This is a genomic window from Sphingomonas sp. NBWT7, assembly GCF_014217605.1.
Classification (GTDB): domain Bacteria; phylum Pseudomonadota; class Alphaproteobacteria; order Sphingomonadales; family Sphingomonadaceae; genus Sphingomonas.
Window position 1 is genome coordinate 808,178 of record NZ_CP043639.1, and the last position, 24,990, is coordinate 833,167.

Here is a 24,990-nt window from a genome sequence, read left to right on the forward strand (position 1 = left end):
CGTCGCGAGAAACCCGGGCGCCGGTCCCGCGACGACGCCATGCGTAGGTCTCCGATCAGCCGCTCTGCAGGACGCCGCGGTAGAGCGGATCCTCGAGCGCGCGCCCGGTACCGAGCGCGACGCAGGTGAGCGGGTCTTCCGCCACCGTGACGGGCAGGCCGGTCTCATCACGAAGCACCTCGTCGAGCCCCTGCAGCAGCGCGCCGCCGCCGGTCAGCACGATGCCTTGATCGACGATGTCGGCGGCAAGCTCGGGTGCGGTATTCTCGAGCGCGACGCGCACGCCCTCGACGATCGTCGCTACCGGCTCGGACAGCGCCTCGGCGATCTGCCCCTGGTTGATCTGGATTTCCTTAGGCACACCGTTGACCAGATCGCGGCCCTTGATGTGGATCGTCACGCCGATTCCGTCGAGCGGCGGCTTGGCGATGCCGACTTCCTGCTTGATGCGCTCCGCCGTCGCCTCGCCGATCAGCAGGTTGTGATTTCGACGCACGTAACTGACGATCGCCTCGTCCATCTTGTCGCCGCCGGTGCGCACGCTGGTGGTGTAGGCAAGGCCGCGCAGCGACAGCACGGCAACCTCGGTCGTGCCGCCGCCGATGTCGACCACCATGCTGCCGATCGGCTCCGTCACCGGCATGTCGGCACCGATCGCCGCGGCCATCGGCTCCTCGATCAGCCACACCTGGCTGGCGCCGGCGTTCGACGCCGCGTCACGGATCGCGCGCCGCTCGACCTTGGTCGAGCCCGACGGCACGCAGATTACGATCTCCGGCCAGCGCATGAACTTGCGCTGCCCGTGCACCTTGCGGATGAAGTGCTTGATCATCTCCTCGGCGACGTCGATGTCGGCGATCACGCCGTCGCGCAGCGGACGGATCGCCTCGATCGAGCCGGGCGTCTTGCCCATCATCAGCTTGGCGTCCTCGCCGACGGCCTTGACCTTCTTGATCCCGTTCACCGTTTCGACGGCGACCACCGACGGCTCGTTGAGCACGATGCCGCGGCCGCGCAGATACACCAGCGTGTTCGCGGTCCCGAGGTCGATCGCCATGTCGTGCGACATGAACTTGAAGTAACGCGAGAAGGCCATGTTCAGATAGATTCCGTCCCCGAATCGCCAGAGGCGATTACGCCACATTCATCCCGCGGCCTCGGCCGCAAGTCGCTTCTTGGGCGGGTATCGCTGCTATCACGGGGTCGCGGGATGGCGCCGATTGGGCTAGGGCACCGGCCGTGTCAATACGCCGCCTGCCCGAACAACTGGTCAACCGCATCGCTGCCGGTGAAGTGGTCGAAAGACCGGCCAGCGCGTTGAAGGAGCTGGTCGAGAATGCGATCGACGCCGGCGCGACGCGGATCGCCGTGCGGCTGTCCGACGGGGGAATCGGACGGATCGAGGTGGTCGACGATGGCTGCGGCATGGCGCCCGCCGACATGGCACTCGCGCTCGAACGCCATGCGACGTCGAAGCTGCCGACGGACGATATCGACGCGGTGGCGACGATGGGCTTTCGCGGCGAGGCGCTGCCGTCGATCGCGAGCGTTGCGCGGCTGACGCTCGAAAGCCGGGTGCGAGGTGCCGACGGCTGGTCGCGCATCGTCGACAACGGCGAGCTCGTCGCGGAAGGTCCGGCCGCGCTGCCGCCGGGGACACGAATCCTGGTGGAGGATCTGTTCGCGCGCGTGCCCGCGCGGCGCAAGTTCCTGCGCTCGACACGCAGTGAGTATGCCGCGTGCCTCGATGCGGTGCGCCGGCTGGCGATGGCGCGGCCCGACATCGTCTTCACGCTCGAGCATGACGGGCGGCGCGCGCTGGCGGCGATGCAATCGGAAGATCGGCCGGCACGCGTCGCGGCGCTGACCGACCGCAACCTGCGCGACAATGCGGTGGCGATCGATCTTGAGCGCGCGACCGACGCAGGTGTTGTGGTGCTCGGCGGCGTCGCCGGCCTGCCGACGTTCCACCGGGGCGTGGCGGATCACCAATATTTGTTCGTCAACGGGCGTCCTGTGAAGGATCGCCTGCTGATCGGCGCGATCCGCGGCGCCTACGCCGAGATGATGCCGCGCGATCGGCACGCGGTGGTGGCGCTGTTCCTCGACGTGCCGCCCGCGCTGGTCGACGTGAACGTGCACCCGGCGAAGACCGAAGTGCGCTTCCGCGACCCCGCGATGATCCGCGGTATGATCGTGAGCGGGTTGCGCCGCGCGCTCGACGCGGCGGGGCACCGTGTCGCGCATCGGGCACCAGCGGATGTGCTCGCGATGTTTCAGGCCGAGCCGATCGGCGCCGGCGGGGAAGCGCCGGGCAGCTGGCCAACCCCTCCCGGTGGCGCCTCATTCGAACCTGGCGAGGCGTTTCCCGCCGCATCGTTCGGTGCCGCGGTGCACGAGCGCCGACCGAGCTTCTTCGCGCCCCCGCCGCAGGCACGTGCCGAGCCGGCTTGGGCGCCGCCGCCGGCGGGCGTCGCGCATCCCCTGGGCGTCGCGCGTGGACAGGTGGCGAAGACCTATATCGTCGCCGAGGCAGAGGACGGGCTGGTGATCGTCGATCAGCATGCGGCGCACGAGCGGCTGGTACTGGAACGGATGCGCGCCGCGCTTGCGGACGGGCGCGTCGCAAGCCAGGCGCTGCTTATTCCGGAAGTGGTCGAGCTCGACGAGCCGGCGTGCGACCGGCTCGACGGGCGGCTGGCGGAGCTCGCCGATCTCGGGCTCGAGATGGAGCGGTTCGGGCCGCGCGCGATGCTGGTCCGCGCAACGCCCGCGCTGCTCGGCGGGGGTGATCCGTCGGGGCTGGTCGTCGATCTGGCGGACGAACTGGCCGCCTACGATGACGCGCTGTCGCTGCGCGAGCGGCTTGACGCTGTCGCGGGAACGATGGCGTGCCACGGCTCGGTTCGTGCCGGGCGGGTACTGTCGGTCGCCGAGATGAACGCGCTGCTGCGCGAGATGGAGGCCACCCCGCACTCGGGCCAGTGCAATCACGGCCGCCCGACGTGGGTCAAACTGGCACTGGGCGATGTGGAGCGGCTGTTCGGGCGGCGTTGAGCGCGACGGACAAGCTAAGTCGTTCAGCTTACGCGGAAACCTTTGCAGATCACGGCGTTCGTCGCGCAACGTTCCTGCAAGGCGCTCGCATGAAGCACATCGTACCGCTCGTCTTCGCCCTGATCCCGTTTTGCGCCGTCGTCGGCGCTTGCGTGGCTGTGCCGTAAGCTGACTGGAGCACTGCTGCCGCACGGTAGAAAGCGAAAGGCCCGCCCGGCATGATTGCCGGGCGGGCCTTGTCGTTGCGGTCGGTGTCGTCGAACCGGAGGGCGATCAGCCCTGCGCCGGCTCCTGACGATCGTCGCGCTCGTCGGCGCTCGCGCCTGGCTCCGCGTTCGGATCGAACGCCTCGACGAAGCCGCCCTGGTCACGGCCTTCCTCGAAGACCTGCGCCATGACGTCGACGCCCTTCGCCTGCATCTCGGCCTCTTCAGGCGAGCGCGCGATGTTGACCTTCACGTTCACCGCCACCTCGGGGTGAAGCGCGACCTTCACGTCGTACAGGCCGATCGCCTTGATCGGCTTGTCGAGCACGATCGACGACTTGGCGACCTTGTGGCCGGCCTCGTTCAGCGCCTCGACCAGATCGCGCACCGCGACCGAGCCGTAGAGCTGACCGACGTTCGACGCCTGGCGAATGATCGTGACCGACGCGTCCTTGAAGGACTTCGCCTCGATCTCGGCTTCGCCGCGACGGTTGGCGTTGTCGGCTTCGATGCGGGCGCGGTTGGCCTCGAACACCTTGCGGTTCGATTCGTTGGCGCGCAGCGCCTTCTTGTTCGGCAACAGGTAGTTGCGGGCGAAGCCGTCCTTCACCTTCACCACGTCGCCGATGGCGCCGAGCTTCTCGACGCGCTCAAGCAGAATGACGTCCATCTGCTTCTCTCCTTACTTAACGACGTAGGGCAGCAGGCCCAGGTGACGGGCGCGCTTGATCGCCTGGGCGAGCTCGCGCTGCTTCTTGGCGCTCACCGAGGTGATGCGCGACGGCACGATCTTGCCACGCTCGGACACGAAGCCCTGCAGCAGGCGCACGTCCTTGTAATCGATCCGGGGCGCGTCCTTCGCGGAGAAGGGGCAGCTCTTGCGGCGGCGGAAGAAGGGGCGGGCCATTATGCGTTCTCCTCTTCGCGGCGGCGACCACGCTCGCGATCGCGCTCCTGCTTGCGCATCATCACCGACGGGCCGGCCTCATGCTCGTCGACCTTGACGGTCATGTAGCGGATCACGTCCTCACTGATCGAATGCTGACGCTCGATCTCAGCGACGGTGTCGCCCGGCGCGTCGAACTCGATCATCACGTAATGCGCCTTGCGGTTCTTCGCCATGCGATACGCCATCGACCGCAGACCCCAGGTCTCGGTCTTGACGACCTTGCCCTTGTGATCGGTGACGATCTTGCCGACGGCTTCCGCCATCGTATCCACCTGCGCCTGTGCCAAGTCCTGGCGCGCAAGGAACACGTGCTCGTACAGAGCCATGTACTTGTCCTTCCTTGGCCGATCGCTGACATGGCCCCGTGCCATGCCCCTCCGGCTGTCGTCCTCAAACGGCAAAGGGCGGGGAGACGCTGCTCCCCGCCCGTGCTGCCGGCTCCCATACGCGGGGGCCAGGAAAATGCAAGCCTTAGCGCAGCGCGTTGGCGATGACGCTGAGGATCAGCCCGTTGTTGCCGATCAGCACCGCGTCGTTGCCCGAGCGGACCCACTGCTGCCCACGACGCGGCGCGTACAGGCGACGCTGGCGGTACTGGCGATAGTCAATCACGCGATAGTTGGTGGCGTAGCGCCGGTCGAAGCGCTGGCCCTTGCGCCAGGCGCGATAGTTGTTGCGGTTGACCGTCTGGCGCTTGACCACCGTCTTGCGCACTACCGTGCCGTTCGGCCGCTGCTTGATCGTTGTCACCGTCTCGCGGCGCTGTTGCGCCTCGGCGCTGGCGGCGATCATCGGCGTGGCGACGAGCGTGGCAGCGATTCCGGCCTGGATCAGCTTCTTGAACATGATGTGGCTCCTTGATGAACTCGATACTGGCGGCGCCGTGACCGCGGCGTCGAGAACCTATCTGGGCGCCGGTTGTATCCCGCGCGTGGCATGGACGCGGTCAAATGGTCGCGAATTGTCGCAATAGTCGCGTGGCGATGAACCGCGGTTCAGGAAGCAAGCATTTCTACACGCGCGGCTGGTACGCCGCTAACATGACGACGATGCATCACCCGACCCTCCAACCTGCGACATCTGATCGCCAGCGCCTTCGCCGCGGGGGCACGCGTCCTGTGTCGACCCGCATGTGGCTCACGATCGTGGCGGTGGCGATGCTGGCGTCGCTCTATGTCGGCTGGGTCGGATTCATCGCCTCGGACGATTCGCTCTATCATCAAGGCGCGATGCGCTGGCTGACCGATCCGCCGTTCGCCGGCAGCGATCACTGGTCGACGCGCTTTCCGCTGACGCTGACCTTCGCGGCGGTGCTGGCGACGCTGGGGCAGACTTACGTCGCGTTCGGCGTGACGGCGATCCTGTTCTATGTCGTGCTGGTGGCAGTCACGGCACGGTTCGCGAGGAGCGTCGCAGGCGCGCGCGCAGGCTGGATCGCGGCGCTGCTGACGGCGACGCTTCCCGTCGTGGTCAGCCATGCGACCACCGTCAGCGTCGACCTGCTCGAAGCGGCGGCGCTGCTGGCGGGGGCGCTGCTGGTCGGCCGCGCCGGGGATGATCGCGCCGGTTGGCTGCGCGCCGCGGCGGGCGGCGGCTTGTTCGGCGTCGCGATCCTGTGCCGAGAGACGAGCGTGCTCGCGCTCGCCATATTAGGCCCGCTGCTGCTGATCGGACGGCCGATCCCGCGCCGCGTGCTGATCGCCTGTGCCGTCGGTGCCGGCGCCGTGCTGATCGGCGAGGCGCTGTTCCAATATGCGATGACGGGCGATCCGCTGCGGCGCTACACGATCGCGTTCAATCACGACGAGCACATCGACCGCGCCGCCAACAAGGAAGGCAACTTCCTGCTGTGGCCGCCGATCGATCCGCTGCTGGTGCTGATGGTGAACGACGATTTCGGCCTGCTGTTCTGGCTCGCCGGTGCCGCGATCGCGGGCGGGACGTGGCGGTCGATCGATCCGTCTCGCCGCTGTCCGCTCGCCCTGCTCTTGTGCATGGCCGCGGCAGGATTTGTGCTGGTATCGGTGCTCTACTCGAAGCTGGTGCTCAACCCGCGCTATTTCATGCTGGCCGCGCTCGCCGCGATCGTCGTGCTCGCGATCTGGCTCGATCGGCTCGAGGCGCAATGGCGCACCCTGATCCTCGCCGCATTCGTCGCGAGCAACCTTTTGCTGATGAGCGTCGGCAACGCGCACCCGCGCTGGTCGATGGAGGCGCTGGTCGACGCTGCCGCACGGTATCCGGGGGAGACAGTGGCGGGCGAGGCGAGCGACGTGCGCCGTGCCGACCTGCCGATGGCGATCCTCGGCCAGACGAACCTTCGCGGGCTGCCGGCGGCGCCCGGCGGACTTGCGGTCGTGCCCGCAGATGCCGCGCCGACGCACGGCGTGATCGCGCGCTATCCTTCGCCGCCGACGCGGCTTGGCGCGCTCCTCCGCACGCTAGGGCTCGAACCGTTCGTTCCAGCGCCGATCGCACGCCGGATGTTCGCGCCCAGCCCGGAACAGGTGCTGATCCGCACGACGGGCGGTTGACCACGACGCATCGCCGCGCCTACCGCGCGCCTCTTTGCAATGGGAGAGGCCGGTGCGCGCGTTCATCTTTCCGGGTCAGGGCAGCCAGGCGGTCGGCATGGGCCAGGCGCTCGCCGCCGCCAGCCCGATCGCCCGCGAGGTATTGCAGGAAGTCGACGAAGCGCTCGGCCAGAACCTGTCGCGGCTGATGGCGGAAGGGCCGGCGGACGAGTTGACGCTGACCGAGAATGCACAGCCCGCGATCATGGCGAATGCCATCGCGACGCTGCGCGTGCTCGAGCGCGAGGGCGGCATTCGGTTGGCCGAGAAGGCCGACTTCGTGGCTGGCCATAGCCTTGGCGAATATACCGCGCTGTGCGCCGCGGGCGCGATCGACCTTGCGACGACGGCGCGGCTTCTGAAGCTGCGCGGGCAGGCGATGCAGGCCGCCGTGCCGGTGGGCGAGGGATCGATGGCGGCCCTGCTCGGCGCGGACCTTGCCAAGGCGCAGGCGATCGCGGAAGCGGCGAGCGAGGGCGACGTTTGTACCGTCGCGAACGACAACGATCCGACGCAGGTCGTGATCTCGGGTACGGCAGCGGCGATCGACCGCGCGATCGCGATCGCCAAGGATCACGGCGCTAAGCGCGGCATCAAGCTGCCGGTGTCGGCACCGTTCCACTGCCCGCTGATGCAGCCCGCCGCCGACGCGATGCGCGATGCGCTGGCGAAGGCGCGGATCGACGCGCCGCTCGTGCCCGTCTACGCCAACGTCAGCGCCGCGCCGGCGAGCGACCCCGACACGATCCGGCGGCTCTTGGTAGAGCAGGTGACGGGCATGGTGCGCTGGCGCGAATCGGTGCTGGCGATGGCCGAGGCCGGCACGGGGAGCTTCGTCGAATTCGGCGGCAAGGTGCTGGGACCGATGGTGAAGCGGATCGTGCCCGACGCCGAAGCGATCAGCGTCGTCACGATGGACGACGTCGAAGCGCTGCTGAAGGCGCTGTAATCCAAGCCTGCATCAAGGAGCATTAATGATGTTCGACCTTACGGGCATGACAGCGCTGGTGACGGGCGCGTCGGGCGGGATCGGATCGGCGATCGCGAAGGCGCTGGCGGCGCAGGGCGCGCGGCTCGCGGTATCGGGATCCAATGCCGAGAAGCTCGACGCGTTTCGCGATACGCTAAGCGGCGATCATGTTGCGTTGCCAACCAATCTCTCCGACTCAGCGTCGGTCGATGCGCTGGTGCCGGCGGCGGTCGCGGCGCTGGGCGGGCGGCTCGACATCCTCGTCAACAACGCCGGGGTGACGCGCGACAATCTGGCGATGCGGATGAAGGACGACGAATGGTCCGACGTGATCCGTATCAACCTTGAGGCCGCGTTCCGGCTGGTACGCGCCGCCGCCAAGCCGATGATGAAGCAGCGCTTCGGCCGCGTCGTCTCGATCACCTCGGTCGTCGGGCAGACGGGCAACCCGGGACAGGCCAACTATGCTGCGTCGAAAGCAGGGCTCGTCGGCATGTCCAAGGCGCTCGCGCAGGAACTGGCGAGCCGCGGCATTACCGTCAATTGCGTCGCCCCCGGCTTCATCCGCTCGGCGATGACCGACGTGCTGCCCGACGCGCAGAAGGCAGCTTTGCTCACCAAAATCCCCGCCGGTGATCTCGGCGCGGGCGAGGACATCGGCGCCGCGGTCGTCTACCTCGCATCGCGCGAGGCGGGGTATGTGACGGGTCAGACGCTGCACGTGAACGGCGGCATGGCGATGATCTGACAGGGATTTGATGGGGACCCACCAGGCGTTGATCGGGAACTGATCGGGATCAGATGCCCCGGCGGCGGGACCGAACCACCCTTGTCACGACACGAACCCCGTTCTACCTGCGTTCAGGAATACCAACCCCCCGATCGAAAGAGGGACTGATTTATGAGCGAGACCGCCGACCGCGTTAAGAAGATCGTCGTCGAGCATCTCGGCGTCGAGGCCGAAAAGGTCACCGAGGACGCCAGCTTCATCGACGATCTGGGTGCGGACAGCCTCGACATCGTCGAGCTGGTGATGGCGTTCGAGGAAGAGTTCGGCGTCGAGATCCCCGATGATGCCGCCGAGAAGATCACCACCGTGCGCGACGCGATCACCTATATCGACGAGCACAAGGGCTGATCCTCGGAAACGGGGCGTGCCGGCCGGCCGCCCCGGTCTGGATTTTGAACGGCTCCCCGTCCCCGGCTAGAGGGCGGGGGGCCGTTTCGTTTTCGATTGTACATGGAGTAGCGCGATGCGCCGCGTTGTCGTCACCGGTCTTGGCCTCGTCACCCCGCTGGGTGCGGACGTCGAGACAGCCTGGGCCAATATCATCGCCGGCAAGTCCGGCGCCGGCCCGATCACGCATTTCGACGCGAGCGAATACAAGTGCCGCATCGCGTGCGAGGTGAAGCCGGCGGATCACGCCTACGGCTTCGACCCGGGCAAGCGCGTCGACCACAAAATCCAGCGGCAGGTCGATCCGTTCATCGTATTCGGGATCGACGCGGCGGGCCAAGCGCTCGAGGACGCCGGGCTGACCGAGATGAGCGGGGCTGAGCGGCTGCGTGCGGGCTGCTCGATCGGATCGGGCATCGGCGGGCTGCCGGGGATCGCGAGCGAATCGATCGTACTGCACACCAAGGGGCCGGGCCGCGTCAGCCCGCACTTCGTCCACGGCCGGCTGATCAATCTCATCTCGGGGCAGGTCAGCATCAAATACGGGCTGATGGGTCCCAATCATGCGGTCGTGACCGCCTGCTCGACGGGCGCGCACTCGATCGGCGACGCCGCGCGAATGATCGCGATGGACGATGCCGACGTGATGCTGGCAGGCGGCGCGGAGGGCGCGATCTGTCCGCTCGGCATCGCCGGGTTCGCGCAGGCGCGCGCGCTCAGCACCAATTTCAATGACACGCCCGAGAAGGCGAGCCGTCCGTACGACCGCGACCGAGACGGCTTCGTGATGGGCGAGGGCGCAGGCGTCGTCGTGCTCGAGGAATATGAGCGGGCGAAAGCACGCGGCGCGAAGATCTATGCCGAAGTCATCGGCTATGGCCTGTCGGGCGATGCTTATCACGTGACGGCGCCGCACCCCGAGGGATCGGGCGCGTTCCGTTCGATGGAGATGGCGATGCGCAAATCCGGGCTGCGGCTCGAGGACATCGACTATGTCAACGCGCACGGCACCTCGACGCCGCTCGGCGACGAGCTCGAATTGGGCGCCGTGCGGCGCTTGTTCGGCGAAAACCTCGGGTCGATGTCGATGTCGTCGACCAAGTCGGCGATCGGCCACCTGTTGGGCGGCGCAGGCGCGGTGGAAAGCATCTTCTGCATCCTCGCGATGCGCGATCAGATCGTGCCCCCGACGCTCAACCTCGACAATCCGAGCGAGAATTGCGTCGGCGTCGACCTCGTGCCGCATGTCGCAAAGAAGCGCGAGGTGCGCGCCGTACTAAACAACAGCTTCGGCTTCGGCGGCACCAATGCGTCGCTCGTCATGCGCGCGATCTGATCGATCGCGCGGAGAGGCGTGATGCGTAGAATCGGGTGCCTCGGGCTGCTGATCGGCGTCGTGGCGATCGCGGCGCTGTTCTGGGCGGCGCGCGATTGGTCCGGCGGAGGGCCGTCGAACAAGCCGGTCACGCTCGTCGTGCCGCAGGGCGCGAGCCTCGCGCGCGCGGCGGCGACGCTTGAGCAGCAGGGCGCGATCCGCTCGGCGTGGCGCTTCCGCGGCTACGCCCGCGTGTTCGGATCGGGCACGCCGATCAAGACCGGCGAGTATGAGATACCGGCTGGCGCCAGCGCCGCCGACATCCTGGCGCTGCTCGAATCGGGCAAGGTTCGGCAGCGGCTGGTGCCAGTCCCCGAGGGGTATCCTTCCGTTCTCGTTCACGACGCGTTGACGCGCGCCGAGGGGCTGACGGGCACGGTTGCGGTGCCGCGCGAGGGTTCGGTACTGCCCGATAGCTATGCCTATCAGCTCGGCGACACGCGCGCGGCGGTGCTCGGCCGAATGCAGAAGGCGATGCGCGATTATCTCGCGGCGGCGTGGAAGCAGCGCAAGCCGGGCATCGCGGTGACGACGCCCGATCAGGCGATCGTCCTTGCATCGATCGTCGAGAAGGAGACCGGCAAGCCGGGCGAGCGCCGCACCGTCGCCGCCGTCTATTCGAACCGGCTGAAACGCGGCATGCCGCTGCAGGCGGACCCCACCGTAATCTACCCGATCACCAAGGGGCGGCCGTTGGGCCGACGCATCCTGCGGTCCGAACTTCAGGCGCGCAACGGGTATAATACCTATGCCAGCGCGGGTCTGCCGATCGGCCCAATCGCGAACCCCGGCCGCGCGTCGATCGACGCGGTGCTCGATCCCGCGGCGAGCTCGGCGTTGTATTTCGTGGCCGACGGCACGGGCGGGCACGTGTTCGCCGACACGCTAGACCAGCACAACGCCAACGTGCGCAAATGGTATGCCATCCGGCGCGCGCGCGGCGAGATGTGAGGATAAGCTGTTCCCTTTGCGGGGCGGCAGCGTAGAACGAAAGCGTTCGTTTACGGAAGCGCCCCGTCCTTGCTGACCACCCCCATGTTGATCGCTGCCGGCGTCGTTCTGCTGCTGCTGATCGTCGGCGCGGTGATGGCGTTGCAGCGCGGCCTGGCGGCACAGGGGGCGGCGGCGCGCGAGCAGCGTGCAAGGATCGAGGCGCAGGCGCTACTTTCGGGCGCGCCGATGCAGGCGATGCTGGTCCGCGCCGATCGGCGGATCGAAATGCCGCCGCGCGTCGCCGATTTGTTTGGCCTCGTCCAACCGGCGACCGATCTCGACGGCTTGAACGCTGGCCACTGCGGCCTCTCCTCGCTCGACGCCGGGCGGCTGACGAGTGACGTCATCGCGCTGCAGCGCTCCGGCCGGCCATTCGTGCGGCAGGTGCGGCCACTCGGCGCGTCGCGCACCGTGACGCTACGCGGCGAGCGCGCGCCGCTCGGCATGAGCAGCGGCGACGTCGTCATATGGGTGAACGACGCGAGCGAGGAACACGCCGAGGTCGAACGCCTGGCGGGGGAGGAGGCGCGGATCCGCGCCGCCTACGATTCGCTGACCGGTCTGATCGAGGCGGCGCCGCTGCCGATGTGGTATCGCGGTGCTGACCTTCGGTTGGCGATGGTCAACACGGCGTACGTCCGGGCCGTCGAGGGCAGCGACGCCGCCGATGTCGTCGGGCGCGGGCTGGAGCTGATCGAGGGGTCGGGGCAGGGCGGGCCGCTGGCGGGCGCGACCAGCGCGCGCGACGCCGATCGGCCGCAGGTGCGCACGCTGCCTGCGACGATCGGAGGCGCGCGACGCACGCTGCAACTCCACGACGTACCGCTGCCGAGCGGCGGCGTCGCCGGCTTCGCGATCGACATCGAGGAGCTGGAGCAGGCGCAGGCACGCGAGAAACGCTATGCCGACGCACAGCGCGCGATGCTTGATCGCCTGTCGGCCGGGGTGGCGCAGTTCGGGCGCGATCGCGCGCTCGTCTTCTGCAACCAGCCGTTCCGGCGCATGTTCGCGATGCGCAGCGAGTGGCTGTCCGATCGACCGGAGTTCGATCGCATCCTCGAGCGGATGCGCGAGGCGAACCGCCTTCCCGAGGTGCGCGACTTTCCCGGCTGGAAGAGCGAGCGGCGCGACTGGTTCGTACGCACCGACGCCGAGACCGAGGAGACATGGCACCTGCCGGGCGGCGCTTATATTCGCGTCGTACCGCAGCTTTTGCCCGACGGCAGTTTGCTGCTGATCTTCGAGGATCGTACCGAACAGGTGCAGCTGGCGTCTGCGCGCGACACGCTGCTGCGCGTGCGCACGGCGACGTTCGACAATCTGTTCGAAGCGCTCGGCGTATTCGCCGCCGACGGGCGGTTGCAACTGTGGAACAATCGATTCCGCGCCCTGTGGGAGCTGGAAGAAGAATTTCTCAGCGGCCACCCGCGTGTCGGTAGCGTCGCCGAGAAGATCGCGCCGAAGCTGCGCACGCCGGGCCGGGCAAAGCTGATCACCGAGCTCGTCCGGTCGGCGACCACCGATCGCCAGCAGCGCGGCGGACGGGTGGCGCTAGCCGATGGGCGCCACTTCGAATTCGCCGCCGTGCCGCTGCCCGACGGCAATGCGCTCTTCACCATGCTCGACATCACCGACAGCCGGCGCGCCGAGCAGGCGCTGCGCGACCGGGCGGCCGCGCTCGAGGCGGCGGACAAGGTGAAAACCGCGTTCGTCGCCAACATGAGCTACGAATTGCGTACCCCGCTGACGTCAATCAGCGGCTTCGCGGAGATGCTCCAGGCGGGCTACGCCGGCAAACTGCCAAAGCAGGCTGACAGCTACGTCGATGCGATCCTCGAGTCGGTGGGGCGGCTGGGGCTGCTGATCGACGATGTGCTCGATCTGACGCAGCGCGACGATGCCGCCCCGTTGGCGCGCGTCGACGTCGATCTTGCGGCGACGGTCGAGGCGGCGGCCGAGCGCCTGCGCAGCCTCGCCGAGCAGCGGCGCATCAACCTCGTCGTCGATACCGCGGTGTATGCCGGCAGCATGATCGGTGACGCGCGTCGCCTGCAGGAGCTGGTTGAGCATCTGCTGCGCCATGCCTTCGACGCCGCGGGCGCGGACGGACGCGTGCTGCTGCATGTCGAGGGGGATACTGCACGGGTCCGGATCGTCGTGTCGGACGATGGGCCCGGACTGGACGCCGACGCGGCGCGGCACGCGTTCGATCGCTTCGGATGGCACGGGGCCGATGCGCGTGGCGAGCGACCGACCGATCTGGGACTGCCGCTCGCCAAGCAACTGGCCGAGGCGCATGGCGGGTCGATCTCGCTGGTAAGCGAAGTGGGGGCGGGATCGCTCGTTACCGTGGATATCCCACGGCGATGAGCGTCGATCTGCGGCTCGGTTCGCTTGCCGACACGACGGCCTTCGGCGCACGCCTCGCCGCATTGGTCGAGGCGGGCGACGTCGTCACGCTTGAAGGCGCGTTGGGTGCGGGCAAGACGAGCATCGCGCGCGGCCTGCTGGCCGCGCTGGGCCTTGAGGGCGAGGCGCCGAGCCCGACCTTCGCGATCGTCCAGCCCTATGCGCCGCCTGAGACGCGGCTGCCGGTGCTTCACGTCGATCTCTATCGCCTCGACGATCCGGCGGAGCTCGACGAACTCGGCCTCAACGATGCCGGTTACGATTCGCTGCTGATCGTCGAATGGCCCGATCGCGCCGGCGACGACGCATGGCCCGACGCGCTGCGCCTCACGCTGGCCACCGAACCGGACGGCGCGCGGCGCTTGACTTGGATCGTCCCGGCGGCATGGGAGCGGCGATGGCCGTTTCGATGACACCGCCCGCCAGTATGGACGAATTTTTGGCCGGTTGCGGCTGGAGTGATGCGGACGTGCAGCCGCTGGCCGGCGACGCGTCGTTTCGCCGCTATTTTCGTGTCGCCCAGGGGGCAAAGCGCGCGATTTTGATGGATGCGCCGCCCCCGCACGAGGATCCAAGGCCCTTCCTCGCGGTGGCGCGCTGGCTCACCGAACGCGGGTTTGCCGCGCCGGCGATCCTGGCGGCCGATGCCGAACGCGGTCTCATACTGCTCGAGGATTTCGGCGACGCCCGGATGCGCGAGGCGATTGACGCCGACGAAGCGGCGGCGCCTGGCTTCTATGCCGCGGCGGTCGATATCCTCGTCGCGCTGCGTGATCATCCGGCGGGCGATTGGCGGCCATACGATCGCACCGAGCTTCAGCGCGAAGCCGCGCTGTTCGTCGACTGGTATTGTCCGGCGATCGGGCTCGCGGTCGATACCGAGGGCTATCGTGCGGCGTGGGACGCCGTTCTCGGCGAGGTGGATGCGGATCATCCCGTCACCGTGCTGCGCGATTATCACGCCGAGAACCTGATGCTGCTCGGCGACGAGCGTCAGCTTGGGCTGCTCGACTTCCAAGACGCGCTGGTCGGCCACCCCGCCTATGACTTGGTGTCGCTGCTGCAGGATGCGCGGCGCGACGTTGATCCGGCAATCGAGGACGCGATGATCGCGCGCTATCGCTCGGCGACCGGGGAAGGCGATCGCTTCATGCGGGCCTATCACGTGCTCGGCGCGCAGCGGAACGCCAAGATCATCGGTATCTTCACACGGCTGTGGCAGCGCGACGGCAAGCCGCGCTATCCGGCGCTCTGCCCGCGCGTCTGGGCCTATCTCGAGCGCGACCTGAGCGTCCCCGTCCTCGCGCCGGTCGCGCATTGGTTCGACGCCAACGTACCGCCGGAATATCGCGGCGATCCGCTGATCCTGTCCGACCGATGACAAAGCCGCGCGCCATCCGGCCGGCGCCCGCCGCCGCCGTGCCGAGCACCGCGATGGTGATGGCCGCGGGGCTCGGCAAGCGCATGCGCCCGCTGACTGCAACGCGGCCCAAGCCGCTGATCCCGGTCGCAGGCAAGACGCTGCTCGATCACACGCTCGATCATCTGCGAGCGGCGGGTGTGAAGCGCGCGGTCGTCAACGTGCATTATCTGGCCGACACGCTGGAAGCGCATCTGCGCTCGGTCGACGGCGTCGACATCGTGGTGTCGGACGAGCGCGCGGAACTGCTCGAGACGGGCGGCGGGCTGATGAAGGCGCGATCGCTTCTGGGCGACGCGCCGATCTACGTCGTCAACAGCGACAATTACTGGCTCGACGGTCCGGTCGACGCGCTCAGCCTGCTCGCGGCACGCTGGAACCCGGCAGAGATGGACGTGTTGCTGCTCGTCGTGCCGCTCGCCCGCGCGCACTGCCACCGCGGGCAGGGGGACTTTCACCTAGCTGCCGACGGGCGGATCGCTGGGCGCCGGCGGCACGGCCGCATGGCGCCGTTCGTCTATATCGGCGTCCAGATCCTCAATCCCGCGATTCTCGTCGATGCGCCGGCGGGACCGTTCTCGACAATGCTGTTCTGGGAGCGCGCGATCGCTGCCGGACGTGCCTACGCCGTCGTGCATCAGGGTCTGTGGGTCGACGTCGGCACGCCCGAGGCGATCGCCCGGGCGGAGGCGCTGCGGCAGGATGGCTGAACCGCGCGGGCCGCGGCTCTACACGATTCCGGCGCATCGCGCCTTCGCCGATGCGCTGGTCGCGGGACTGATCCGGCGCTTCGGCGGCGAGCCGCTTGCGCTCGCGCGCGGCTTGGTGCTGCTGCCCAACAATCGCGCGCGCCTAGCGGTGACCAACGCTTTCGTTCGCGCGAGCGGCGGCGCGCTGGTGCTGCCGCGCCTCGTTGCGATCGGATCGGACGATCTGGGCGAGGCAATCGGCACGGCGCTAGACCCGATCGATGCACCCGATCCGCCCCCGCCGGCGATCGCACCGCTCGCGCGCCGTATGCGGATCGCCCGACTGGTACAAGCGGCGCAGCCCTCGCTGGACGCGGTCGAGGCGGTGCGGCTGGCGGGCGAGCTCGCGCGCGTGCTCGACCAGCTGATCGTCGAGGAGGTCGATCCGGCGCGGCTCGCCGATCTCGATCTGGGCGAACTGACGCAGCATTGGCGCGCCGCGCTGGCGTTGTTCCAGACGGTGATCGATCGCTGGCCCAACGAACTGGCGCAGGCGGGCTTGATCGATGCGGCGACACGGCGTGCGCTGCTGCTGCGGCGCCTAGCCGCGCGCTGGCGCGACGATCCGCCCGCCGGCTTCGTCTGCGCGGCTGGCATCACCGATGCCGCGCCGAGCGTCGCCGCGCTGCTCGCGCGCGTCGCCGCGATGCCACGCGGTCTCGTGGTGCTCGCCGGGCTCGATCGATCGATGGCCGACGAGGAATGGGACGAGCTCGGCCCGCACGCGCCTGATCCGACCACGGGCCGGACGAAGCGGGCGATCGAGGTGCACCCGCAGTTCCACCTCAAGCAATTGCTGCGACGCATGAACCTGCGCCGCGAGGACGTGGCGTTGTGGGTTGACGGCAGCGAGCATGACGCGTCCGCCGCGCGCGGCCGGGCGATCGCCACCGCGCTCGCCCCCGCCGCCTATACCGCGCGGTGGACGCAGCTGCGCCCGCAGCAGCGCCAGCTCGCCGGCGTGCGGATCGCGGAACTCGCGAAACCGGCGCAGGAGGCGCAGACGATCGCGCTGGCGCTGCGTCAGGCGCTGGAAACGCCGGGGCGAACCGCGGCGCTGGTCACGCCCGACCGTGCGCTCGCGCGGCGGGTGGCGGCGCATTGCGCACGCTGGGGCATCGACGTCGACGATTCCGCCGGACGTCCGTTGTCGATCACCCCGCCGGGCACGTTGCTGACAGCGATCGTCGACGCGGCGGCGGACGGCTTCGCGCCCTTGTCGCTGCTGACGCTGCTCAAGCATCCGCTGGTGCGCGCGGGTGAACGGCGGGGCGCGTGGCTCGAAGGGGTGCGGCGGCTCGATCGGCGGCTGCGCGGGCCGCGACCGGTTCCCGGTCTTGACGGTATCGCCGTGCGGCTGGGCGATCATGGCGGCGACTGGTGGCAGGAGGTCCGTGCGCTGCTCGATCCTCTGGCAGCCACTTTCAGTGGAGCTGATCGCCCGCTCGCGGCGCTTGTCGCCGGCGTGCGCGATGCTGCGAGTGCCCTTGCTGGCGATGAAGCTTGGCGCGGGGCGGCGGGGCGCGCCGCGGCGGATCTGCTGACCGAGCTGGAGGCTGAAGCGGCGAGCGGCCCGAGTGGCTTTGCAGCGGATAGCCTGTCGGCGCTGCTTCGGCTGCTGATGGACGGCGTGGCGGTGCGGCCGCCGCAGGGCGGGCATCCGCGGGTGGCGATCTACGGCCTGATCGAGGCGCGGCTGCAATCGGCGGACCTGATGATCCTGGGCGGGCTCAACGAGGGCGTCTGGCCGGCGCGTGCGGCGCCCGACCCGTGGCTGGCGCCGCGCATCCGCACGGCGCTTGGCCTGCCGGGGCTCGAGCAAGCGATCGGCGTTGCCGCGCACGACTTTGGTCAGGGGCTTGGCGCGCCGGAAGTCCTGATCACGCGCGCGCGCCGTGATGCGCGCTCGCCCGCGATCGCCTCGCGACTATGGCTGCGACTCGCCGCGATGGCCGGCGACGAGTTCGAGCGGGTGCGCGACACGGCGCTGGTCGACTGGTCGCACGCGATCGACGACGGTGGTACGCCGCAGCCTGCCGAGCAGCCCGCGCCCTGTCCGCCGGCGGCGCTGCGTCCGCGCGAAATTTCGGTGACGCAGGTCGATCGGCTCAAGGCCGATCCCTTCGCCTTCTACGCGCAACGCGTGCTTCGGCTCGCCGCGCTCGACGCGGTCGACGCCGATCCGAGTGCGGCCTGGCGGGGCGATGCGGTTCACAAGGTGTTGGAGGCCTGGGCGCGGGAGGACGGCTGCCGTGTCGACGCGCTGCAGCCGCGTGCCGCAGCGATGCTAAGCGCGCAAACGACGCACCCGCTGCTGCGCGCGCTATGGCAGCCGCGGCTATTCGCGGCGATCGGGTGGATCGCCGAGCGGATGCGCGCTGACGGTGACGCGGGGCGCGCCGTTCTCGCCGCGGAAGGGTCGGGCGCGATCCAGCTCGCCGGGGTGACGCTGTCGGGGCGCTTCGACCGCATCGACCGCTTGGCCGATGGCACGATCGGCGTCGTCGATTACAAGACCGGTAAGGCGCCGTCGCCCGCCGCCGTGCGCAACGGCTTCGCGATGCAGCTCGGCTTGCTCGGCGCGATCGCCGAGGCGGGCGGGTTCGCGGGGATCGATGGCGACGCTGCGGCATTCGAATATTGGTCGCTCGCTAAGCAGCGCGACACGTTCGGCAGCGTCACCTCACCTGTCGATCCGGCCGGACGGAACGACCGGATCCCGACGGCGGAGTTCGTCGGCCGCGCGCGCGCTGTTTTCGCCGAGGCGGCGGGCCGATGGCTCACCGGAGATGCGCCGTTCGAGGCGAAGCTGCATCCGGAATACGCCCCCTATGCGGATTACGATCAGCTGATGCGGCTCGACGAATGGTACGGCCGCGATGGCTGACGCGCTTCGCCCGCTGCCGCCGCTGCGCGGCAATCAGCGCCGCGCGAGCGCGCCCGATGCGCACGTGTGGCTCTCCGCCTCGGCGGGTACCGGAAAGACGCAGGTGCTCGCGGCGCGCGTCTTCCGCCTGCTGCTGCGGGGGGTAGATCCGTCGGCGATCCTTTGCCTGACCTTCACCAAGGCCGGCGCCGCGGAGATGGTGCATCGCATCAGCCAGCGGCTTGCCGCATGGGTGAGCATGAAGGACGCCGCACTGTTCGACGATCTCCAGGCGCTCGGTGAGCTCGCCGATCCGGTCCAGCGCGATCGCGCGCGCACGCTGTTCGCGCGCGTGCTCGATTCGCCCGGCGGCGGCCTGCGCATCCAGACGATTCATGGATTCTGCCAGAGCCTGCTGGCGGCGTTCCCGAGCGAAGCGCGGCTGACGCCCGGCTTCCGGCCGATCGAGACGCGCGAGGAGGCGGTGCTGCTGCGGTCGACGCTGGCGGACCTGCTGGTACTGGCGGAACGCGAGGGGCGAACGACGCAGATCGAGGCGATTGGCGAGCTGAGTATGCGGCTGGGCGAGGGCGGCGCGGAGCGCTTCCTCCAGCAATGCGCGCGCGCCGGACGTGCCCTCGATGCGCTGCCGAGCGGCATCCAGCCGTGGCTGCGCCGCGCGCTCGATCTCCCCGCGGGCGATATCGACGCGCATGTGCGGGCGGCGTGCGAGGACGCGGCGTTCGACATCGATGCACTGCGCGGCGTTGCCGACCGGAATCGGGCATGGGGGACAAAGAGCGGGATCGCGCGCGCCGAGACGATCGGCACGTGGCTGGCGGCCGACGCCGACGAGCGGGCGGCGACGCTGGCGCAGCTTCATCTCGTATGGGCGAAGGCCGACGGTGAGCCGCGCTCTTTCGGCAAGGGACAGGCGCCGGCCGATCCCGATTATGCCGATCTCGCGAGTCGACTGTACGCGCAGTGCGGCGCGCTGCTCGCGCTGCGTACCCGCGCCGCCTATGCCGATCTGCTCGCCGCGGGGCTCGCCGTCGGGCGGGAGTATGCGCGCGCCTACACTACGGTGAAGCATCGCGCGGGGCTGGTCGATTTCGACGATCTGATCGCCGCGACGGTCGATCTGCTCGAGACGCCGGGGATCGGCGAGTGGGTGCGCTTTAAGCTCGACCAGACGACCGAGCACGTGCTGATCGACGAGGCGCAGGACACCAACATCGCGCAGTGGCGGATCGTACGTGCGCTGGTCGATGAATATTTCGTCGGCCGCGGCATCTACGCGCCGTCGGTGCGCACCCTGTTCACCGTGGGCGACCACAAGCAGGCGATCTTCGGCTTTCAGGGCACTGATCCGATCTATTTCGCCGCCGCCGAGCGGCATTTCGCGGGCAAGGCCGCTGAGGTCGCCGGCGACGATCGCATGCCCGACGCCGAGCGCGGACTGCCGTTCGAGCAATTGTCGCTCGTCTCCTCGTTCCGCTCGACCCGACCGATATTGCAGTTCGTCGATGCCGCGATCGAGGGGCTCGGCGGTGACGCCCTGGGGCTAGGCGACGACGCGCCCGCGCACGCCAGCGAAGTGCCAGGTCCGGGCACGGTCGAGCTTTGGCCACCGATCGCCTCGGGCGCGGCGGACGACGATGGCGGCGCGGAGGAGTGGATCGACGACGCCGTGCGCGCCAATGCCACGCGTATCGCGCGGCGGGTGCGCGCGTGGCTGGATCGCGGCGCGATGCTGGAGAGCCAGGGGCGGCCGATCAGGCCGGAGGACATCATGATTCTCGTCAAGCGACGCGGGGAGCTCGCGCGGCTGATCGTCGCGCGGCTCTATGCCGAGGACGTGCCCGTCGCTGGCGTGGATCGGCTGCGCCTCAACGCGCCGCTCGCGGTACAGGATCTGCTGGCGGCGATCCGCTTCGTGCTGCAGCCGGACGACGATTTGAGCCTTGCAAGCCTGCTCGTGTCCCCGCTGATCGGATGGACACAGGACGAGCTGCTCGCACGCGCCGTCCCACGTGCCGGCAGCCTGTGGCGACACCTGTCGGCGGAACACCGCGGCCTGCTGGCGCCGCTCGACCGGATGCTCGCGCGCGCCGACTTCACGACGCCGTATCGCTTTCTGGAAGAGATCCTGTCCGGTCCGCTTGATGGAAGGCGCCGGCTGCTGGCACGGCTCGGTGAAGAGGCGCGCGATCCGATCGAGGAGTTGCTGAGCGCGGCACTCGAATTCGAGTCGACCGCGACACCCTCGCTCCAGCGCTTCCTCGACTGGTTCGATCGCGGCGAGGTGGAAGTGAAGCGCGAGGCGGAGGGCGCGCACAATGCCGTGCGCGTCATGACCGCGCACGGCGCGAAGGGCTTGCAGGCCCCCGTCGTCATCCTCGCCGACGCGACCGCCGATCCCGACGCGACGCGTAGCAGCATCCTGATGTGGACGCCCGAGGATATGCCGCTGCCAATCCCGGTGTTCGCCCCGCGCGCCGCGGAGCGGATTGGGCCGATCGAGGAGGTCGTTGCCGATGTCGCCGGGCGCGAACGGCAGGAGCATTGGCGCCTGTTCTACGTCGCCGCGACACGGGCGGAGGAGCGGCTGGTGATCGCAGGCTCGCTCGGCGTACGGCATCGCGGTACCCCGCCGGAGAGCAGTTGGTATGCCGCTGCCGACCGGGCGTTCGGCCTGCTCGGCGTTGCGGGGGAGGGCGAGCGGACGTTCGTCGGCGATCCGCCACCCGATCCCGTGCGGATTGCGCGTTCCGTGCCGGCTGCTCCCGCGCCGCGCGCGACGCTGCCCGACTGGGTTCGCCAGCCAGCGCCGGAGGAGGCGCGACCGCCGCGTCCGCTGGCACCGTCTGCGATCGGCGATGATGAAGTCGCCGATGCCCCCCCGACCCCGGCGATGCGCGCCGCGGCGGAACGCGGGCGGCTGCTCCACGGCCTGTTCGAGCGGCTACCCGCGCTCGCGCCGACCGACCGCCCGACTGCGGCCGATCGCTGGCTCGCGACGGCGGGACGGCTGGCGGACGCGCGCGAGCGCCGGGCGCTGATCGACACGGCCTGCGGCATCCTCGCCGATCCCCGTTTCGCCGACCTGTTCGGCCGCGATTCGCTGGCCGAGGCGCCGATCAGTGCGGTCATCGATGGTGGGCTCGTCATCTCGGGAACAGTCGATCGCCTGCTCGTCGAAGAGTCGCGGGTGCGATTCGTCGACTTCAAGACCGCGCGACAGGTGCCGGCGGGGATCGATGACGTGCCCGCCTATCATCTGCGCCAGATGGCGGCTTATGGCGCCGCGCTCGGCGTGATCTTTCCGGGCCGCTCGATCGAGGGCGCGCTGCTGTACACCGCCGGCCCGACGCTGATCGCGCTGCCACCCGACGTGCTCGCCGCATACAAGCCCGTCTATCGCGATGCGGAGCAAAGCTTGGTGACGGGCCGTTGAGGCGGAAGCACCGGCCCCCTAGATTGGCGGCAAGAGGAGAATAGAGCGATGGCTACCAAGAAGATCACCGACGACAGCTTCCACACCGACGTCATCCAGTCGGACAAGCCGGTTCTGGTGGATTTCTGGGCGGAGTGGTGCGGCCCGTGCAAGATGATCGGGCCGAGCCTCGAGGAAATTTCGGACGAGCTGGGCGAGCAGGTGACGATCGCCAAGATCAACATTGACGAGAACCCGGACGCACCGGGCCGCTACGGCGTGCGTGGCATTCCGACGATGATCCTGTTTAAGGGCGGCAATCCGGCCGCGACCAAAGTCGGCGCCGAGCCCAAGGGCCGGATCAAGGCATGGCTCGAGGGCGAGCTCGCCTGACCATCATCGGCGGCAATCAGCTGCCGAAAACTGCCGCGGCGCGCGCCCAGAGTTCGGGTGACGCCGCGGCGAGCAGGCCGGTCGCTGGATCGTCGATGCGATACGGACGGTCATCGAGCTGCGCGACTTTTCCGCCGGCTTCCTCGACGAACAGCGCGCCGGCGGCGTGATCCCAGGGAAAGACGCGTTCGAAGAGCGCGGCATCGTAATGGCCGTCGGTGAGCGCCGGATATTGCGCGGCCGCGCATTTCATACCGTCCTTGAGGGCCAGCCTGCCTTCGACGCGCTGTTCCAGCTGCTTGGCTTTGTCGGCCGACATCCAGTAGCGCGAGAAGGCCGCGACAGGCAGCGGGCGCCCTGTGCCGGTGGCACTGATACGTGCTCCATCGACGAATGCGCCCACGCCGCGTGCCGCATAACACAGTCGGTCCGCGACCGGATCGTACAGCCAGCCCGACTGGACGACGCCATCCTCGACAAGCGCGACGATCATGCCGAACGGCGTGCGGCCCGCCGCGAAATTGTTGGTACCGTCGAGCGGGTCAACCAGCCACAGCCGTCCGGTCCCGATATCATCAAGCAGCGACAGGGCGAGCGCGCACGCCTCCTCGCCGATCACGCGCGCGTCGGGATCGATCGCGCGCAATCCCGCATCGAGTAGCGCTTCCGCCTCTCGGTCGGCGACCGTTACCCAGTCACCGGGCGACTTTTCCTCCCGTTCGGCGTCGGCGAGCAAACCGAACCGCGGCAGGATTGCCCGGCGCGCGACGTTGGCGAGCAGGGCACGGACTTGAACGTCGAGCGCAGTCAACTGCGGTAATCGGCGTTGATCGAGATGTAGCCGTGCGTCAGGTCGCACGTCCACACCGTCGCGCGGCCGTCGCCGAGCCCGAGATCGACGCCGATCTCGATCTCTTGTCCCTTCAGGTGATCGGCGACGGGGCGCTCGTCATACCCCTCGACTGCGAGGCCGTCGCGCGCGACCTGCGTTGCGCCGAAGCGGATTGCTAGCTTGTCGCGTTCGGCCGGTTCGCCCGCCTTGCCGACTGCCATCACCACCCGGCCCCAATTGGCGTCCTCACCCGCGATCGCCGTCTTGACGAGCGGCGAGTTGGCGATCGAGAGCGCGATGCGGTGCGCGGAGCGATCGCTGTCGGCGCCCTCGACCGCAATCTCGATCAGCTTGCTCGCACCCTCGCCGTCACGCACGACGAGCTGTGCGAGCTGGTGACACAGATCCGCGAGCGCGGCGGCGAAGGCGTCGGCACCTGGCGCACCCTCCGACAACGGCTCGTTACCCGCAGCGCCCGTTGCAAACGCGAGCACCGTGTCGCTCGTCGACGTATCGCCATCGACGGTGATGCACGAAAAGGAACGCGCGTTCGCGGCGGACAGCGCCGCCTGCAGATACGCCGGCTCGACCGCGGCGTCGGTGAAGATGAAGCCGAGCATCGTCGCCATGTCGGGCGCGATCATGCCCGATCCCTTGATGATGCCGACCAGCGTCACGCGGCAGCCATCGACGATCGCGGTCGTCCGCGCGCCTTTCGCGAAGGTGTCTGTGGTGCCGATCGCATCGGCCGCGTCGCGCCAGCTGCCGGGCGATGCGGCGAAGGCGGCGTCGAGCCCGGCCTCAGCCTTGTCGATCGGCAGCGGCACACCGATCACGCCAGTTGACGCGACGAAGACGTCGGAGGGAAGGCAGCCGAGCCGCGCGGCGGTGCGCGCGGCGATCGCCTCGACCGCCGCCCGCCCGCGATTGCCGGTGAAGGCGTTCGAATTGCCGGCGTTGACCACCAGGGCGCGCGCGCGCCCGAGCACCAGCGCCTTGCGGCACCATTCGACCTCGGGCGAAGGGCATTTCGACTGCGTCAGCACGCCGGCTACAGCCGTGTTCGCGGGCAGGCTAACGAACGTCAGGTCGCAGCGATCCCAGTCCTTGTATCGCGCGCGGGCGACGCGCGGTTCGACCCCGGCGACGGGGGGAAGATCGGGAAAGGGGAGGGCGAGCGGCGAGACGGTGGTCGACATGCCTCCCGCTTAGCCCGGCATCGTCGAACCACAAGGCCGTTCCGACGCGCCGGCCGCATCGATGCGGCGCGGCTTTGGGGTTGGCCCGCTCGACGCATCATCCTATGTCGGCGGCGATGAGCCTGCTGCTGCTTCTTTCCGCGCTGCTTTCCGCGCTGACGGGCGTCGGCGCGGGTGCGCGTGCGCCGGACCGGGCACAGACCGTCGCCGAGGCATCGATCGGCGCGGTGCAGGCCGCGACGGTGCGGCGTTCGCCCGCGGTACGTCCGCTCGCCGTCTTACCGACGATCGCGGCCATCGCTCCCTTGCGTGCTGCGTGTGCTATTGCACCAGTCGCTGTCGAGCCGATCTTCGCGACCCGCCGGCGCGAATAGCGAGCCGCGCTC

General features: G+C 69.0%; 22 protein-coding genes. 15 read left to right on the forward strand and 7 right to left on the reverse strand.

What is annotated here, in order from left to right; all coding sequences use genetic code 11:
• Positions 1 to 55 precede the first annotated feature (55 nt).
• Entirely contained in the window at positions 56 to 1,096 is a 1,041-nt protein-coding gene (locus F1C10_RS04045; RefSeq protein WP_085809829.1) for a rod shape-determining protein, read from the reverse strand.
• Between the two features lie 143 nt (positions 1,097 to 1,239).
• Here F1C10_RS04045 and mutL point away from each other — a divergent pair, with 143 nt between their 5' ends.
• A complete protein-coding gene (mutL, locus tag F1C10_RS04050; protein WP_185208999.1) occupies positions 1,240 to 3,057 on the forward strand; it encodes a DNA mismatch repair endonuclease MutL in 1,818 nt (605 codons plus the stop codon).
• A 273-nt stretch (positions 3,058 to 3,330) separates the two neighbouring features.
• On the opposite strand, the gene rplI is transcribed toward mutL, so the two are convergent.
• The 4 genes from rplI to F1C10_RS04070 form a co-directional block, all read right to left on the reverse strand.
• Positions 3,331 to 3,933: a 50S ribosomal protein L9 gene (gene rplI, locus F1C10_RS04055; RefSeq protein WP_185209000.1), complete on the reverse strand. Its 603-nt coding sequence runs from the start codon at positions 3,931 to 3,933 to the stop codon at positions 3,331 to 3,333.
• Between the two features lie 12 nt (positions 3,934 to 3,945).
• Positions 3,946 to 4,170 (reverse strand): 30S ribosomal protein S18, encoded by a 225-nt coding sequence (gene rpsR / locus F1C10_RS04060; RefSeq protein WP_007403456.1) that lies wholly within the window; start codon positions 4,168 to 4,170, stop codon positions 3,946 to 3,948.
• The gene (gene rpsF / locus F1C10_RS04065) at positions 4,170 to 4,538 is read right to left on the reverse strand and encodes a 30S ribosomal protein S6 (RefSeq protein WP_185209002.1); all 369 of its coding nucleotides are present in this window, start codon (positions 4,536 to 4,538) and stop codon (positions 4,170 to 4,172) included. Before rpsF ends, rpsR begins: the two co-directional genes overlap by 1 nt.
• Before the next feature lie 145 nt (positions 4,539 to 4,683).
• Entirely contained in the window at positions 4,684 to 5,058 is a 375-nt protein-coding gene (locus F1C10_RS04070; protein WP_185209004.1) for an RcnB family protein, read from the reverse strand.
• A 284-nt stretch (positions 5,059 to 5,342) separates the two neighbouring features.
• On the opposite strand from F1C10_RS04070, the gene F1C10_RS04075 reads away from it, so the two are divergent.
• From F1C10_RS04075 to trxA, 13 genes are all read left to right on the forward strand, one after another.
• Positions 5,343 to 6,746: a glycosyltransferase family 39 protein gene (locus F1C10_RS04075; RefSeq protein WP_185209006.1), complete on the forward strand. Its 1,404-nt coding sequence runs from the start codon at positions 5,343 to 5,345 to the stop codon at positions 6,744 to 6,746.
• 52 nt (positions 6,747 to 6,798) lie between these two features.
• Positions 6,799 to 7,734 carry an ACP S-malonyltransferase gene (fabD, locus tag F1C10_RS04080; protein ID WP_185209008.1) on the forward strand — a complete coding sequence of 312 codons (936 nt, stop codon included), beginning with the start codon at positions 6,799 to 6,801 and terminating at the stop codon, positions 7,732 to 7,734.
• A 28-nt stretch (positions 7,735 to 7,762) separates the two neighbouring features.
• Positions 7,763 to 8,503 (forward strand): 3-oxoacyl-[acyl-carrier-protein] reductase, encoded by a 741-nt coding sequence (gene fabG / locus F1C10_RS04085; RefSeq protein ID WP_185209009.1) that lies wholly within the window; start codon positions 7,763 to 7,765, stop codon positions 8,501 to 8,503.
• 153 nt (positions 8,504 to 8,656) lie between these two features.
• On the forward strand, positions 8,657 to 8,893 hold the full coding sequence (locus F1C10_RS04090; RefSeq protein ID WP_085809628.1) for an acyl carrier protein: 237 nt from the start codon (positions 8,657 to 8,659) through the stop codon (positions 8,891 to 8,893).
• A gap of 115 nt (positions 8,894 to 9,008) precedes the next feature.
• Positions 9,009 to 10,268 carry a beta-ketoacyl-ACP synthase II gene (gene fabF, locus F1C10_RS04095; protein ID WP_185209011.1) on the forward strand — a complete coding sequence of 420 codons (1,260 nt, stop codon included), beginning with the start codon at positions 9,009 to 9,011 and terminating at the stop codon, positions 10,266 to 10,268.
• Positions 10,269 to 10,289: 21 nt separating this feature from the next.
• Positions 10,290 to 11,258, forward strand: coding sequence for an endolytic transglycosylase MltG (gene mltG, locus F1C10_RS04100; protein ID WP_185209013.1), 969 nt, complete (start codon positions 10,290 to 10,292; stop codon positions 11,256 to 11,258).
• A gap of 84 nt (positions 11,259 to 11,342) precedes the next feature.
• Positions 11,343 to 13,670: a PAS domain-containing sensor histidine kinase gene (locus F1C10_RS04105; RefSeq protein ID WP_185210062.1), complete on the forward strand. Its 2,328-nt coding sequence runs from the start codon at positions 11,343 to 11,345 to the stop codon at positions 13,668 to 13,670.
• Positions 13,667 to 14,122, forward strand: coding sequence for a tRNA (adenosine(37)-N6)-threonylcarbamoyltransferase complex ATPase subunit type 1 TsaE (tsaE, locus tag F1C10_RS04110; RefSeq protein WP_185209021.1), 456 nt, complete (start codon positions 13,667 to 13,669; stop codon positions 14,120 to 14,122). The genes F1C10_RS04105 and tsaE overlap by 4 nt, the downstream gene beginning before the upstream one ends.
• Positions 14,119 to 15,090 (forward strand): phosphotransferase, encoded by a 972-nt coding sequence (locus F1C10_RS04115; RefSeq protein WP_185210063.1) that lies wholly within the window; start codon positions 14,119 to 14,121, stop codon positions 15,088 to 15,090. The genes tsaE and F1C10_RS04115 overlap by 4 nt, the downstream gene beginning before the upstream one ends.
• Complete coding sequence (locus F1C10_RS04120) at positions 15,087 to 15,839, forward strand: nucleotidyltransferase family protein (RefSeq protein WP_185209023.1); 753 nt, start codon at positions 15,087 to 15,089, stop codon at positions 15,837 to 15,839. Before F1C10_RS04115 ends, F1C10_RS04120 begins: the two co-directional genes overlap by 4 nt.
• Entirely contained in the window at positions 15,832 to 18,765 is a 2,934-nt protein-coding gene (gene addB / locus F1C10_RS04125) for a double-strand break repair protein AddB (RefSeq protein WP_185209025.1), read from the forward strand. Before F1C10_RS04120 ends, addB begins: the two co-directional genes overlap by 8 nt.
• A complete protein-coding gene (addA, locus tag F1C10_RS04130; RefSeq protein ID WP_185209027.1) occupies positions 18,758 to 22,201 on the forward strand; it encodes a double-strand break repair helicase AddA in 3,444 nt (1,147 codons plus the stop codon). Before addB ends, addA begins: the two co-directional genes overlap by 8 nt.
• Before the next feature lie 48 nt (positions 22,202 to 22,249).
• Complete coding sequence (gene trxA / locus F1C10_RS04135; protein WP_085809636.1) at positions 22,250 to 22,573, forward strand: thioredoxin TrxA; 324 nt, start codon at positions 22,250 to 22,252, stop codon at positions 22,571 to 22,573.
• Between the two features lie 16 nt (positions 22,574 to 22,589).
• On the opposite strand, the gene F1C10_RS04140 is transcribed toward trxA, so the two are convergent.
• Both F1C10_RS04140 and argJ read right to left on the reverse strand, forming a co-directional pair.
• Complete coding sequence (locus F1C10_RS04140; protein ID WP_185209029.1) at positions 22,590 to 23,384, reverse strand: inositol monophosphatase family protein; 795 nt, start codon at positions 23,382 to 23,384, stop codon at positions 22,590 to 22,592.
• A complete protein-coding gene (gene argJ, locus F1C10_RS04145; protein WP_185209031.1) occupies positions 23,381 to 24,604 on the reverse strand; it encodes a bifunctional glutamate N-acetyltransferase/amino-acid acetyltransferase ArgJ in 1,224 nt (407 codons plus the stop codon). The genes F1C10_RS04140 and argJ overlap by 4 nt, the downstream gene beginning before the upstream one ends.
• Before the next feature lie 116 nt (positions 24,605 to 24,720).
• Here argJ and F1C10_RS04150 point away from each other — a divergent pair, with 116 nt between their 5' ends.
• Positions 24,721 to 24,978, forward strand: coding sequence for a hypothetical protein (locus F1C10_RS04150; protein WP_185209033.1), 258 nt, complete (start codon positions 24,721 to 24,723; stop codon positions 24,976 to 24,978).
• Positions 24,979 to 24,990 lie beyond the last annotated feature (12 nt).